This is a genomic window from Frigoribacterium sp. CFBP 13605 (genome assembly GCF_014839405.1).
Classification (GTDB): domain Bacteria; phylum Actinomycetota; class Actinomycetes; order Actinomycetales; family Microbacteriaceae; genus Frigoribacterium.
Genome location: NZ_JACYNS010000011.1, coordinates 15,770 through 29,462, shown reverse-complemented (window position 1 = coordinate 29,462; position 13,693 = coordinate 15,770). Strand labels below are relative to the sequence as shown.

Sequence of the window (13,693 nt, the reverse complement as noted above, 5' to 3'; positions counted from 1 at the left end):
GGAGAAGGCCTCAACCGTATTGACCTAAAAGTTCAGGACCGTCCCCCATCGATACCCAGGACCTTCTCGGCCGCAGCAAGAAAGGCTCGCTGTGAAGCTCCAAACTCCTCTTCGTTGCCGGCCTCGTACGCAAGCTGCATCCGCACCGCCAGCTCAGAAACGTTCAAAGGTCCAAGTAGTTGGATCGGGGCGAGCACGTCGGCGACCGAATCGAAGAGACGGTCCGCATGGGCATCGAGGGCCTCGATATCGGGGTCGGACGTGACTGCTTGTAGTCGGCGTTTTTGCGACCTCAAGAAGCTCATCCGGTGTTGATCGCGTAATTTCCGATTGGCGACTTTTTCAACTTTGCCGGCGCTCAAACTGAACCCCTGAATAAGCGCAAAAGCTCGCACGTAGGCCTCATACCGGCGTTCGCGAAGCCAACGACGATGCTCGCGCTTCGAATCAACCGCAGCCGACATGAGACTCCCGCCGACGCCGACCAGCGCCCCCAGGACACCAATGAGAATTGCGATCAGGGGCCAGAAGGTTTTCAGCTGGATTCACAAATCTGGGGGCGCACCTCCGGCGGCAGCAGCTGCGTTCATGGTCGAGAGAATCATGATCCAAGTGTGCCCAGCTTGCGCATCAGGAACGACGCCCTCCGCACAGTGCCCGAGGGACGCTCCTTACCAGCAGACTGTTGGGCCACTATTCGGGGACAATGGCCACAATGTGCACCAGCCATGCACCACATGGGTCCACATAAAAGCGAAAACCCCTGCCTCAGCAGGGGTTTTCTTTGGCGGGCTGCTTGCGAAACCCGGGAAGGCCTGGACCTGCCAGCATCTAGCCACCGCTCGTGTCGCGACATCCTCCTGGTACCGGCTGAAAATCCTCCGGCTCGTTCCTATTGAGGCGCTTGGCCCTTACGCATGGCCTGATCTGGCGAGTAAGGGGCGACTCAGAGCCACGGCCACGGCCACGGGCCAGAGTGCGGTTGAGGTCAGCTACCCCGAACGTGCCCGTCTAGGTGCGTTGGCGCGGCCGGATGAACACAAAGACAATGCCGAGCCCCAGGAGCAGCAAACCCGTCACCCACATGACTTTCTCAACTGGACTGATACCGCCAACGCCACCCGTTGAGTCCGCAATGATGCCGCTCTGGAAAGCCAGCGCGGCAGCGCAGAGAAGCACAGCGGTACCGCTCGCAAGTAGAGCTACGGACGCCGTCGTCGTCACTTCACTCTTCATTCTGTGCGGGCTAAAAAACTTGCGGGCACCTTGGTTCCGCCCTACAGCGACCCGAGTTGTTGACTCAGATAGAAGAGCGCCACGATGCCAATGATCAGCAGGTTGATTGTGATCAGGAAAGCTGCGACGACGGTGTTCGTCCTCGAACTGCCCAACGCCCGCACGAGTCGGACCACGTTCACCATGGCGAAAAGGACGACGATGATCAACCACAGAGGCGACACGACGATTGCGAGGACGAGAGCCATCGCCGCGACAAGGCCAGCAACGAGGCTTGGAGTTCGAGAGTGAGCACGCGCGGGTGTTTGTGGCTGAGTCATGACGGACCTTTCGTGGGGGCTGCCTCCCAAGAGTAGGCAGCCCCCAGAGTTCTTTTGTTAGCCGAGGCCGCAGGCCAGGTCGCCTCGCGAGACCGCGGTGGTGAAAATGGCCCGCGCACAGTAGGACGGCTTCTGCACGTCGACGCCCGCGATGTTCAGCTTGAAGTTGTACTGCCCGTAGACATATCCGACGTTCCGGACGACGCCTTTGGCGGTTGTCTTTCCGGTGTATCCCCAGCCGATGCCGGAGGTGCGTCCGCCGCCGTCAAGGTAGGAGACGCTTGTGACGCTGCTGCCGGAACGGCAGCCCTGCCCCGTGGTCCAGAAGTCGCCGAGTTTTGCACCCACCTGGTTGGAGAAGGAGCCGTTCTGACGCCACGAACCGCATGCGGCGGCGGCAGCAGCGATAGAAGACTTGCCAGTCGCCTTGTCGGGCGTGAACGTCGTGGTGATCTCGCTGACGACGGGGGTCGTCCACAGATCGAAGAGCTCACGCTCCTGCGGTGAGAGCGACTTCAGCTCGGCAGCCTGGTCGGGCGCTTCGAGCACTTCAACAAACACAGCCTCGGCAGCGGCAGCAGTATTGGGCTCGGACGCCTGGGCAGAAACTGCTCCTGCCCCGACCAGCAAACACGTCACGGAGACGGTGGCGGCCACTCGAGCAATACGCGATGACTTCATTGATGCTTCCTTTGAAACGAGGCAGCGCACGAGTCTGGCCATGCAGCCACCCCCTCTGCGCCCCAGTCCCCCAGCGGGACGCCTCGCAAACGACGGTAGTGAACTTGATGCCTTTGACGATTCCGCCGACGGGAGGATTCACAGACTGCAAACTCAGCCTCCAGCGGGATTGCGTCCGTCCGCACCAATGTGCCTGTCTAGTTTTCGATCGACAAAGTCACGAGACAGTCGCTGTGACTGTTACGCCTACATTCACAAGCGTCTTGGCAAGGCCCTTCGACCACACATAATTGCCCCCATGCAGGACGCAGCAGAAGCCGCCCGCGGTCATGGCGACCGTGCCGAACGACTCGCGGCCGCCGAGACGGAATTGAATGAGCACGCTGGCACCAAGCTCGTTCGCCGGCTGGAGCAACTAGCCCGAGTCTTTACGGCCTGGCGTCACTTCGCGATCGACTTGGAAATTCTCATCGCGGCTTTCGAGACGCAGGAGGATATTGCCGTCGAGCTGATGCAGAACGTGCGCGAGTCCACTCGGCCAGCCCTTCAGCTTGAACTCGACAAAGCTCTCATCGCTTACCTGGCATCACTCGGTGCACTCATCGACCACACACGCACCCTGGTTCGAAACCAGCCAAAAGCCGTTCAGGATGAGTTTGCAGAACGACTTTCCAAGGATGTCTTCGCCCTACCGCAGGCCGCGTTCCTCGGGAAACTTCGAAATTATGTCCTTCACTACGTCGTGGCCCCGTGGCGATTCAGCGGTACTTTGGGCGACCAGGTGACCGCAGAGGTGCGCTTGGATTCGGCGGCTTTGCTTGAGTTCGATTGGAACAAAGACTCTCGGGCCTTCATCGAATCGTCGGGTGAAACCATCCACTTGTCTGCCCTTCTGCGCCCTTACCGAGAGGCGACCGAAAAGCTCCATTCCTGGTTACTTGAGAGAAGTTGGGACGAAGGGACACCTCTAATTGAGGCGTCAAACCAGCTCATAGCTCGACGAAACCTGATCCTCTCCGCGGGCGTCTCCGATGGTCGAGACTGGCATGAACGAGTCGCTCACATTCAGGAAAATCTTGACCGGGAACGTCGGGGGGAAGCACAAACCGACTACCCACAAACCATGCCTGATTTGTAGGCCGGTCCGTCGTGGCCTACGACATCGTCACGCGGGTGACAAGTCGGGGAAACTCGGTCAGTCGGCTGCGTCAGATTGAGTGAGGCCGATCGGCGGCTCTTTGACCCAGGTCGGGGCATGCAAGCTTGCCGAGTTCGACCCTTTTGCTCAACGCTGGTTCAACACATGCTGAGGTCGTCAGACCCAAGGTTCTCTAGGTACCCCCGATGTCGACGAACCTGCGCCGGAAGGACAAGGGTGACCTGGTGGTTGCCTTAATGCAGGCTTGACCCATACCAATCCACAGCCTGCTGCTCACTCGCTGCGGCCCATGCCATGCTCACCACATGGGCATCCTCGACCGCATTCTCGGCCGGCAACCGGCCAACCAGCGTCAAGACACCACGCACTCGGACGACGTCGACGGCCTCGTCTCCCTCTCCGGCACCACCACCTTCGGCCGCGAAGCCATCACCACCCTCGCCACCCGTCACGGCATCGCCGACGGCGGCTACCTCGAGCTCCCCGGCTCTCTCCAGCGCGAACCGGACAACAAGGCTGACCCCAACGCCGTAGCGGTCATCGTCGAGGGTGAACGAATCGGCTATCTCCCGGGCTACGCCGTCGACGTGGCGCAGATCTCGAAGGTGGGCGCTCGAGCTGTCCGGGTTCAGATTTTCACGGAGATGCTCCCGAAGGGGCTGCGCGCTGAGGCATGGGCATGGCTTGGAAGCCGCGCCCCACAGTGGGAGTGGTCAGAGTCGCGAAGGCCACCGATGTCGTCACAGGCGAAGGCCCAGGCTGAGCACGCAGGCAGACGCAGCATGGTGCGGCAAGGGCTCGCCGACGGCGGCTCACGTGCCGTGATGTTCGAGGCCGGCATGGTCAACGGGGTGCACTTCCTCGAACTGGTCGAACCGATCAAGCAGCTAAAACGCGAGGGGAAACTCGAGGAGGCGCTGACGCTGTGCTTTGCCGCAATTGAGGGCGCCGAGAACGCTCGCGAGGGCCGGGAGGCTGCCCCGTTCTACACGGAGCAGGCAGCCATCATCCTTCGCAAGCTCGGCCGCCGGGACGACGAAGTTAAGGTGCTGCAGCGGTGGTTGGCGGTGTGCCCGCCGGAGCGGCGAGAGGGGAGCCGGATTGCGGAGCGGCTTGCGAAGCTTCTGTAGGTGCCCCGCCTATGTCTCCGGACGCCAGCAGGTGATCTCGCACCACTCTGCCCGGCGCGACGGCACTCTGGACTAAGTCGCCGCCCCAAAGTGGCACGGGTTGTCGGATGTCACCCATGCAGCCTGCGGTCCAAGCTGAGCCTTCGCGGTCATGTAACTGCATTCGCGCTCCGTGGTCCAGTCGGGCCGAACGCGGAAGAAGCTATCTAGGCGCATCTTTTTAGTTCCAGAAAAGACGCCAATCGGTTTGCAAGACGCTGTTGCGAGTTCTGGCTACTCCTCGGGCAGTGACGGTCCGACCCCACAAGCAACCGGTGAGCCTTCCCCTCAATGACCGTAGGGTCAGGGGATGACAGATGTGTGGGCTGAGACGATTCCAAACTGGATCGTCGCAGGCACCGGGGTGTTCACACTCACGGCGGCCATCTGTGCGGCCCTCTTCGCCTGGAACGCTGCGAACGCCACACGCGATCAGGCGACAACGGCGGACGACCAGTTGAAGCTCGCACGTAAGCAAGCCGGCGCTGCTGAAGCCGAAGCGCAGCGGATCATCCGTCAGGCGACCGAGTCCCGCTTGGACACGCGCGCACCCACTATCATCGCCAGAGCGTCCTTGCCCGTTGAGGAGCTCCTGATGGCGCAAGCCGTTCCCATACAGAAGTTCGAACCCATCAGCCACAAGGCCTTCAATGCCGGCGGTAGCGATGACGCAATCATCACGTTCCGCACGAGGGTGCGGATCGTCCTCGAAAATGTCTCGGACAAGCCGGCCCGTGTAGAGATCGCCGATCTCGACGGCGGCAGCACCGTCAAAGGCGCTCCGGGGAACTCACACGTCCTCGGGCCCCACGAGCAAGAGAACTTCATGTGGCAACGGACGGTCACATCCGCTGAACTCTTCGCCGATGGCGGCCTCGAGGACCCGCGCCGGTCGTTCATGAGAGTTGCCCTCTGGGTCTGGGACATGGGAGGCGAAGTCAGAGACACCCACCGTTTCAATGCAGACCTGCGTTTCTACGTCCGAGCAGCAAGCCAATTAGTGGCGTCGCAGCAACTAGCGACCCCATGGACCGAACACGTGGCTACTCTTGACCCGGATCGCTTCTACGCCCGCCTCGGCACTGACCGGACAGCTCACTAGCCCCGCAGACACGGTCTTCACTTCCTCACCGGCGGCTTCTACCCTGACAACCATGTACGAAGCACGCTCGACCACGGCCGGCCGGGTGTTCTCTGCGGAACAGTTCGAAGCGCTCGACCCAGCCCTCCGGTCACACCACCGGGAATCCCTCACCTGCACAGGATGCGGTGCTCCGGCGTACTTCATTCGGACCGCCCGGAACGGACGCGCGGCATGCTTCGGCGCCCGCCCGCACGGGGACGACTGCGAGATGGCGAGCACCGACGGAGAAGGCTCTGCACCAGGCTCCCTCGAGGAAGCCGACACGATTGTCGCCACGGACTCCGTGTTCGTCCTTCAACCATCCCGATCAAGGGCGATCACACACGTCACTGAGGGCGAAGATGAGTCAAGCCGTTCCCACCGATCCGGTCGCCGACACACAGGGCCAGAAACCGAAAGAACGACCCGGAAAAGCCTCGCCCTGAACAAACTGCTTCGCCGCCTGGTCCGGGAACCGAAGTTCCGTCGGAGCAAAGCGACCCTGGTGATGCCCGACAACACCTCCACCACGATTCGCAAATTCTGCGTTCCTGCCTCCACAGTGGATGCCTCCAAGGCTCTCCCGAGGCGGCTGTACTGGGACTACGTCAGCTACGTCCACGAAGACACCGTTCGAGGCGGTGCCTGGCTGAACTTGAGCAAGAGGGGAGCTCCCGGCATTCGCTTGAACGAGGGCATGCTCGCCTCGGTCAAGGCGGCGAAGAAGATTACGGACACCGGGGACCTCACCGGCTGCTCCTTCCTTTACTACGGCGCCCTGACCCGGAAGACGACAACAGACAAGTACTACTTCGCGCCTCAGGACCCACAATGGTTCATCGTCAGGTTGAAGAAACAGGACGCTGACCGCTAGGTCGCCGTTGCCGCGCATGCACCCCACATGCGCCTAGACGTCACCACTTCACACTCCCCGCGAGAAGGCCCCATCACCCACGCCCACCACTGGTGGCGGCCCTCGACATGGTGGTCGACGTCACCACCGGTGCAGGTTTCACGACCACCCGAACGGGTGGAACCTTTCGTGACACCGCGCTGTTATCTTGAGAGCAGGACCCGGACACCACCGCAGCCGCACCCTGCCCGGAGAGGAGACGCCGACATGCCCACACCCGAAGAAGCCGCACACCTGATGCTGGACCTGTACACCAACGGCAAGCCCCACTCCTACCCGATCGACCCGGTCGAAATCGCGCGGAGCTTCGGCATCAACGTCTACCAGTCCCGCTTGTCGAACACGCTCTCCGGCATGATTGGCCGTCGAGAGCACGGGGCCGAAACTGATCTCGTCATCAACAGCGAGCACGCACCCGTCCGCCAGAGGTTCACCACCGCCCACGAGCTCGGCCACTACTTCGCCGTCACGCAGGACGCTCAGCGCGCCCAGGAGCCGTTCTTGCACCGCCGCGACCAGCTGGCAGCCTGCGGCACAAACCACGAAGAGATCTTCGCGAACAAGTTTGCAGCTGAACTCCTCATGCCCACGAATGAAGTTCGCCGGCTTCACCGTGTCGGCAAATCCGCTCCGGAGCTCGCCCGCTACTTCCGTGTCTCTTTGGACGCGATGTCGAACCGCCTGTCAAACCTTGGCCTCGTCTGACGTCGAACCCGAGAACGGCGACGACCCCTCGGAGACACCCCCGCCGAGTGAGAACAACGACGATTTCAACGCCGCCATAAAGTCCGGTTCGGAGATGGAAGCCTCCGAGCCGGACGCCTCGGCCCAGGCCCCTCCCCCACGGCCGACCTACGAAGACCAGGTCCCTGGGGTCAGGTTCCTTGCGAGCTTGCTCAAAGCGACGATCTTCACGGACCTCTTCGTCTATCACGCGGACCTCCGCTTCGCTCACCCCACCAAGCAGGAACGCGTCGACGCCCTCAACGAAGCGCATCCGGTGTTCTACAAGCTCTGCCGCAACTCGGACTACGTCATGCGGATCGCGCTGGTCGCCATCACGGTAGGCCTTGCAGGGACTGCTGCCTGGGGCACCATCCACCGCCTGTTCTACGCGTAAGGGCGCAAAGGCCCTTAGCCGTCACCTCGGCTTGCCGACCGAGATTGGGACCACTCTCCACGCCACCCGGACCCGGTCGACCGCTCGCAGCTCCATCGCCTCACGGAGGGCAGCCTCGTCGCTGCTCATCGTCATGGCGTCACTGATGACTTGCCACGTCACGCTGTCCGGGTCGGCGAGCACAGCTGTGCACCCACTCGTCCCGGTGCGGTCGTGGCCCTGACCCCATGTGATGACCGTGCCGCCGCGACGACGGGGAGCTTGCGCTTGGGTTTAACGGGGCAGCACCGCCCGGCAAGTAGCCGAACGGTGCTGTACTTGTGAAGGTCAGGAGTCGAGTTCGTTGACTTTCTCCGCGTGGATCTCGCCGTCGGCGCTTCGATTGGAGCGGGACACCTTCCATAGATCGCCGTCGTATGTCCGGGCATACCAGGCGGCCAGGCCATGGTTCTTGAGCTGGAAGTCGAGCCGGATTTGCCGCGGGTCGAGCGGACCTTGGGCTTCTAGGGCTTCGAGATACTCGCGAGGCATGGCCTTGCGCGCGTCCATGCCGTGCGCCTTCCGGACGAACCAGCGGCCAGCCTTGGGCTTGCTGGGCGATTCGACGAACCAGCCTTGATTGCCGCGCATCGGCGGAATCGAGGTTCGCTTCCGCCAGAGAAGGTCGGTTTCATCCAAGCTCGCCCCGACCGCACGGAGACGCTCCAGCGCTTCCGGAGCCCACCACGGCCCCGTTGGCGCCTCGGTTCCGTCGATGCCGGCGTCATCACTGTCAGCGGCGTCAGGGGCGCCGGCAGCGTCACCCGCATCTTCAGGTTCGACGTACACGCGCGCCGACGCTTGCTCTCTGAGCTCAATGAGGACCTTCTCGACGTTCTGGACCACCTCACTGGTGTCAGTAACGACTTTGCTGAGCTCGTTGCTCTGCTTGTTCTGGTTGTGGGCGATGACGAAGGTGAGGGCGATGCCCACAACGGCGCTGCTTGCGCCGAACACGAGCGCCGCCACAGCGGCCTTGCAAGCAATGGCCACAACCGTCACCACAAACAGCAGTATCCCCACGACGAGAAGGCCGGCTGGTAACCAGGAAGGCTTCTGAGGTTCTTGCGTGGCGCTCGCGTCGTCGTGTTCGCGGCTGTCTTGTTCTTGCACTTCTTCCCCCGTTGACATGAGAGAAACATACAAGAGTCAAGGCGTTCAAAGCGGAAGCTCTGCGGGGCTCGGGGCTCGGGGCACCGGGCGGTCGGGCCGCCCTTGCACTTAGGCGACCTCGCTCCTCAATCGGCCTCTGTCTTGGCCCCAATTGACGACAAGGCCCACTCTCGTTCGCCGCGCCCCTCGGGGTTGCTGGAGGAGGTTGTCGAAGGCCGGCTCGGTCCTCGAACCGCCTACCGCCCCGCTCTCCACCCCACGCAAACCTAAGCGGCCCCTCCCTCCGACAGCTGCTACTTGACCCTGCGCGCCATTCGGGACGGCGACCGTGCCGCTCTCCCGCGCCAATTCCTGCAACCGGAAGACCCTAGAGCCGCGCAGCATGACTGCGGGCAGAAGGTCTCTGACCTCCCGCCCGCAACCCGGCGGGTCAGAGTGGCGGCAAGTTGTCGAGGTTGTTCTTCAGCGAAGTGTCGGCAGTCGTTTTGAGGAACTTGCGCCCACCTGCCTGGGCGACGAACACTTCCGCGCGCTGAGGGCACAGGACGTAGAAGGTGTTAGTCCTCGACTCGATAGAGGACACCGCGTCGGAGACAGGCCAAGCCCAACGGCCCTTAACCCCTACATGTGTGATGTCGCCGTCTTTGTCCTTCGTCACGTTCTTGATTTCGGAATCAGCCATGGCTGCGCCCTTTCTCTTCTTCTTTGGACCGACGCAGGTGGCCGTCTCCAATGAGTGAGTTTCACTCGCTACCTATCGTGGGGCTAGCCACTGACAATGCCTCAACGGCTTAGCGCGAGGACCAAACGGTTGGAACTTCTAGCCCCACTAAAGCTTTAGCGGTGGCCACTGTCGCGGCTCGGCAAGTCTCGCCGGGTTCTGACTGCGCGTCAGCAGCGAAAGGAGACCTTCGACGCATCTTGTCGAGACTGATGGGCACATTCTCCAACGTAGGACGGTCTCGTCCGGAGGCGTGGACTACCGGTATAGACGGGTTTTACCTCAGTCGCGAGCGTCGTCTCGCCACAGGTCGACGATGTTGTCGCGATACGTCTCGCGGACGCGTTTTTGCTTGCCCGCGAGGACCTCGGCTCCGACGTTTCCGAGGGCGAAAGCTGCGGACCCACGCCAGTTGTGGCGAAGCGCCTCAGCCACAAGCTGATCCCGGGTGAAGGAGAAGCCGGCGCGTTTAAGCTTCTGCAGCCCGTCCACTACCCGAGACTTGTCTCGGGGGTCAGTGATACCGGTACTCGAGTTCACGGAGTTCGTGAAAGTCGCCAGAGCCGCCTTGAGAACCGGGTCCGGCGCCGGGAGCGCATCGACAGAACTGACGCCCAAGGAGGGCACGTCGTATGCGCTGACCCATGCACGGTGCGAGTCGTGGACGCTAAGGACAACGAGCGCCGCCGTCCTGCGGTCCTCAAGGGTCAAAAGCATTTCGAGGTTGGGGAAGAACGACAGTTGCGGTCCCGTCACGGTCTTGTTCGCGCTGCTGTGCCGCCACGTAGCGAAGGAGGCGAGTCCGCGGCGGTCCAAGCCTTGAAGTGCCGGGTTCTCGCGGATGGCGTCGCGGGAGGGAATCTGTACGCCAATTCGCTGCCCGGCGGCAAGCCCCGCCTCAATGAGCCATCTCAGTGCGATCGACAGGTCGGCCTCGTTGTCACCACTTAGTGGCAGGTAGGCCCGGGGCACGTTCGAACGGTCAGTTTCAAACATCATGGCGTGAGCATCCCAGTCACCAATGACATCGTCGCAACTCAGCGCCTGATGCAGACGCTGAAGCCTCGCGGCCCTATGTGAGCCCTATGTGAGCCCTACCCAGTAGGCCACAATGATGGTTGCAGCCAGGACCGGCAGACCAATCCTGGTTCCCGCTTCGGCGACCTCCCTAATGCCGCGTCGAAGGACAGCCGCACCTTCATTCGGGTTTACTCGTCCTGTCCAACGTTGCTCGAGCCTGAGAATGAGGGTATCGGCCTCTCCCGTGCGCATGACCGCTCCCAAGTCGATCAGCCACATGACGATCATGTGGCTTGCAGCGAGCAAGGTGACGACGCCAAGAATTCGGAGCACCAGCACTTGCATTTCTCCACCGAACAAAGCGTCTAGGGCCGCGTTAGGGCCTTGCGCATCGGCTGTTGCAGAGGCCTCGATCCCGACAGCAGTCGCGATGGCGAGGGAGCCAATGAAGACCACTGCACTCCACAGGCTCCGCCCGAAAACCACCGCCCGGTCCACCAGCGCACTAGCCTCTCGGAGTCTCTTTCGCGGTGGTACGCAGGCAAGAATCCACACCCCTGGCATGACGACAAGACCCAACAGCCCAGTCCAGATGCCGAGAGCTGTTCGGGCCCCAGTCGACGTATCGGTCGCCGGCAGAAGAGCCAGGGAGACGAGCGCAGCCACCCCGAACCCCGCAAGTAGGACATCCGTCATGACGTCGACAGCACGGCCTAAGCGAGACCTGGCCCCAGGCATCTTGAATTCTTGGTGATCCTGCGGTTCGACGTCGTTTACTTTCGGGGAGCTCGTCATGGCCGCAACGTACAGCCAACGGGTGACCCTAGAACTTGGCGGCGAGGCCTGCAGGTAAGGCGCAAGACCTGCGATGTTTATTGCTTGCGAGCCTGAGTTCGTTCCGAGCGCCTAGTTGAGCCAGCCCGTCTGGGGCTGCCGACGCACTGAGGAAACTTCGAGGGCCACGCACCCCGGCGCTGCCTCCCTCATGGAGAGTGGGTGGCAAGGGGGAGAAGGAGTCCAAGAATTACGAGAACAGCGGCAGCTATCCACATGACACTCTCGACGGNCCTCCTGGATGTTGCGGTCGTCGACGTGGTTGGAGGAGGGCATCTCAATCTCAGTTACGGGCACTGAATCTCACGCCGACGAGCCCTGTCGTGAGAGAGATCTCAATCCAGAGGAACTGTTTCTGAATCGGCCACCGTTGTCCTCGACGCCTGAGTTGCGTAAGAACGCAGGCGTCGAGTGAGGCAGTTCAGTCTGCCCACCGAGGTTGTAGCGAGTCGTGGAGGACTTGAGAAGAGATTGCCTGTGCGGCGGATGTGGTCAGCAGGACCTGCGGAGCGACCTTTAGCGAGTTGCGCCACGAAGCCGTAGCCGTCATTGCGCTGAGGAAAACGGTCAGATGTCGGCGGCCGGGAGCAGATGCGCGGCGGCCCGTACGCCGCTCGAGGCGACACGGTGGCCACTAACGGCCACCCCCAGCTCGGCGTGGATCGCCATGAACGCTGCGGCTCGGGATCGTGCGTCGAGCTCGAGGCGCCGGCGGTCTTCCTCGGGGGCTTTGCGGTTGACGACGAAGCAGTGCAGCTGCTCTTCGACGTTGTTCCACCGCACAGCCACGCGCTCCGTTCGACCACCGTGGACTTCGCGGTAGAGAAGGCTGCCGAAGGGGCGACCCGAGTCCAGAACAACGTCGGCTTCTGTGAGTGCCCAGCCCCGCGCATGACGCTCTTCGGGGGCACCCCACACCACGAGGGACGACCTCGACAAAGCAAGATTCTCGACCAGATGCTGGCCGTCAACCCGCTCATCTTCATCCATGTGCAGCACACCCTCTTTTGCTCATCGAAACTACCAACAATCGCGGCGGGCAGGGCAGCGTTGTGCCCCTGGGGCCCTTCCAAGGGAGAACATTTCCGAGTCCATTTAAGGCGTGGTGACGACGCGAACAGCCTCTTTAGGGCCGACCCCCTGGCTTTGCGAACGCCATGAATCGATTTGGTTCACCCCTCAGCACCGACGTCGCGATCGCGCATGCACTGACTCGAGCGCTCGAGGGAAGCGCTCATTAGCCGATCAAGAACGGCTCACAGAGACGCCAGGCCTCGCCACTGCTTGATGTGGGCGTAGCGGCGTTCGATGACGCACTCGCTAGGACAAGCTCGCGCTCGTCTTCCGCGCCGCCGTCGTCCTCAACGCGGTCATCGCGTGGACGAGGCAATTGTCAGACATGCCCTAGACGTGTCGCATGTCTTCATCTCAAGCAGCGCCCAGCGCACCTTGTCCGCCCCGCAGTCGCAGGAACAATCACGGCAGCCAGACCCGAGGAGCCCATGACCGTGACCGTTCGCCAGGGCCCCTCCATATGCCCCATCGCATCAACCGAATCCCACAACGCTTACCTCAAGACCGGACCCGAGCGCATGGACGAGTCCGCCGGCCGACGCGTTCGCGGTCTCGCCGCCCAGTCCTACATCTTCACGATCATGATGGTCACTACCAACCTGCGACGCATCGCCAAGTTCATGAACACCCGCCGGAAAGCGCAGCCCAAGACGCCGCCCATCCAGCGAAGCCACGACCGGAACAACCTCACGAACTACAGACGCTGGTACGACCGGGTCGACGGCGTCTTCGAAGAAGACCTACCCCCGGAGGAACCCGCTCCCGAGCTTCGGACTTAGCGAGCCCACTCCCTTCTGACACTTCACCTAGCAAGACCGGACAATCTGCCGCGCCCGAAAGGCGCGGCTTTCGTCATGTCGGGCTCGGGAGCGAACGGTCACAGCTCAAGGGACCAGGGTCGCAGGGGTCGAAGTGGTGAGATCAGGCCCCAGAGACGAGAAAAGCCCCCGGAAATCCGGGGGTTTTCTCTTAGAGGCTAGTTACGCAAACGGATTTCGCCAGTTCCGTAATCAGCCCTTTGGCGGTACCGGTGGGATTTGAACCCACGGTGGAGTTAACCCCCACACATGTTTTCGAGACATGATCCTTCGGCCGCTCGGACACGGTACCGAGATGGAGTTTAGTACATCCGGCGGCAGGGACGAAACCGGGGGATTGCTCGTCCACCGCA

The 13,693-nt window shown here is 62.0% G+C and carries 16 protein-coding genes and 1 tRNA gene; 7 read left to right on the top strand and 10 right to left on the bottom strand.

The genetic code is table 11. The features are described 5' to 3' along the window. Positions 1 to 32: 32 nt before the first annotated feature. The 4 genes from IFT36_RS04860 to IFT36_RS04845 form a co-directional block, all read right to left on the bottom strand. Positions 33 to 395, bottom strand: a complete 363-nt coding sequence (locus IFT36_RS04860; protein ID WP_200412556.1) for a hypothetical protein — start codon at positions 393 to 395, stop codon at positions 33 to 35. A gap of 616 nt (positions 396 to 1,011) precedes the next feature. Further along, complete coding sequence (locus IFT36_RS04855; protein WP_200412555.1) at positions 1,012 to 1,236, bottom strand: hypothetical protein; 225 nt, start codon at positions 1,234 to 1,236, stop codon at positions 1,012 to 1,014. A 41-nt stretch (positions 1,237 to 1,277) separates the two neighbouring features. After that, a complete protein-coding gene (locus IFT36_RS04850) occupies positions 1,278 to 1,556 on the bottom strand; it encodes a hypothetical protein (protein ID WP_200412554.1) in 279 nt (92 codons plus the stop codon). 57 nt (positions 1,557 to 1,613) lie between these two features. Then, complete coding sequence (locus IFT36_RS04845) at positions 1,614 to 2,237, bottom strand: hypothetical protein (RefSeq protein WP_200412553.1); 624 nt, start codon at positions 2,235 to 2,237, stop codon at positions 1,614 to 1,616. 298 nt (positions 2,238 to 2,535) lie between these two features. Here IFT36_RS04845 and IFT36_RS04840 point away from each other — a divergent pair, with 298 nt between their 5' ends. From IFT36_RS04840 to IFT36_RS04815, 6 genes are all read left to right on the top strand, one after another. Further along, positions 2,536 to 3,375 carry a hypothetical protein gene (locus IFT36_RS04840; protein ID WP_200412552.1) on the top strand — a complete coding sequence of 280 codons (840 nt, stop codon included), beginning with the start codon at positions 2,536 to 2,538 and terminating at the stop codon, positions 3,373 to 3,375. 326 nt (positions 3,376 to 3,701) lie between these two features. Then, positions 3,702 to 4,526, top strand: a complete 825-nt coding sequence (locus IFT36_RS04835; protein ID WP_200412551.1) for an HIRAN domain-containing protein — start codon at positions 3,702 to 3,704, stop codon at positions 4,524 to 4,526. 349 nt (positions 4,527 to 4,875) lie between these two features. Further along, entirely contained in the window at positions 4,876 to 5,667 is a 792-nt protein-coding gene (locus IFT36_RS04830) for a hypothetical protein (RefSeq protein ID WP_200412550.1), read from the top strand. 52 nt (positions 5,668 to 5,719) lie between these two features. After that, positions 5,720 to 6,562, top strand: coding sequence for a hypothetical protein (locus IFT36_RS04825; RefSeq protein ID WP_200412549.1), 843 nt, complete (start codon positions 5,720 to 5,722; stop codon positions 6,560 to 6,562). A 246-nt stretch (positions 6,563 to 6,808) separates the two neighbouring features. After that, entirely contained in the window at positions 6,809 to 7,306 is a 498-nt protein-coding gene (locus IFT36_RS04820) for an ImmA/IrrE family metallo-endopeptidase (RefSeq protein ID WP_200412548.1), read from the top strand. Next, positions 7,293 to 7,721, top strand: coding sequence for a hypothetical protein (locus IFT36_RS04815; protein ID WP_200412547.1), 429 nt, complete (start codon positions 7,293 to 7,295; stop codon positions 7,719 to 7,721). The genes IFT36_RS04820 and IFT36_RS04815 overlap by 14 nt, the downstream gene beginning before the upstream one ends. 327 nt (positions 7,722 to 8,048) lie before the next feature. Here IFT36_RS04815 and IFT36_RS04810 read toward each other — a convergent pair whose 3' ends face one another. From IFT36_RS04810 to IFT36_RS04790, 5 genes are all read right to left on the bottom strand, one after another. Beyond that, positions 8,049 to 8,891, bottom strand: coding sequence for a hypothetical protein (locus IFT36_RS04810; protein ID WP_200412546.1), 843 nt, complete (start codon positions 8,889 to 8,891; stop codon positions 8,049 to 8,051). Positions 8,892 to 9,303: 412 nt separating this feature from the next. After that, positions 9,304 to 9,555, bottom strand: coding sequence for a DUF3892 domain-containing protein (locus IFT36_RS04805; protein WP_200412545.1), 252 nt, complete (start codon positions 9,553 to 9,555; stop codon positions 9,304 to 9,306). A gap of 321 nt (positions 9,556 to 9,876) precedes the next feature. Beyond that, a complete protein-coding gene (locus tag IFT36_RS04800) occupies positions 9,877 to 10,566 on the bottom strand; it encodes a hypothetical protein (RefSeq protein ID WP_200412544.1) in 690 nt (229 codons plus the stop codon). A 111-nt stretch (positions 10,567 to 10,677) separates the two neighbouring features. Continuing rightward, positions 10,678 to 11,409 carry a hypothetical protein gene (locus tag IFT36_RS04795; RefSeq protein WP_200412543.1) on the bottom strand — a complete coding sequence of 244 codons (732 nt, stop codon included), beginning with the start codon at positions 11,407 to 11,409 and terminating at the stop codon, positions 10,678 to 10,680. 606 nt (positions 11,410 to 12,015) lie between these two features. After that, a complete protein-coding gene (locus tag IFT36_RS04790; RefSeq protein ID WP_200412542.1) occupies positions 12,016 to 12,438 on the bottom strand; it encodes a hypothetical protein in 423 nt (140 codons plus the stop codon). A gap of 512 nt (positions 12,439 to 12,950) precedes the next feature. Here IFT36_RS04790 and IFT36_RS04780 point away from each other — a divergent pair. Next, positions 12,951 to 13,301, top strand: a complete 351-nt coding sequence (locus IFT36_RS04780) for a hypothetical protein (RefSeq protein WP_200412541.1) — start codon at positions 12,951 to 12,953, stop codon at positions 13,299 to 13,301. A 240-nt stretch (positions 13,302 to 13,541) separates the two neighbouring features. Here the strand turns inward: IFT36_RS04780 and IFT36_RS04775 are convergent. Beyond that, positions 13,542 to 13,632: transfer RNA gene (locus tag IFT36_RS04775), tRNA-Ser, on the bottom strand. Between the last annotated feature and the right edge of the window lie 61 nt (positions 13,633 to 13,693).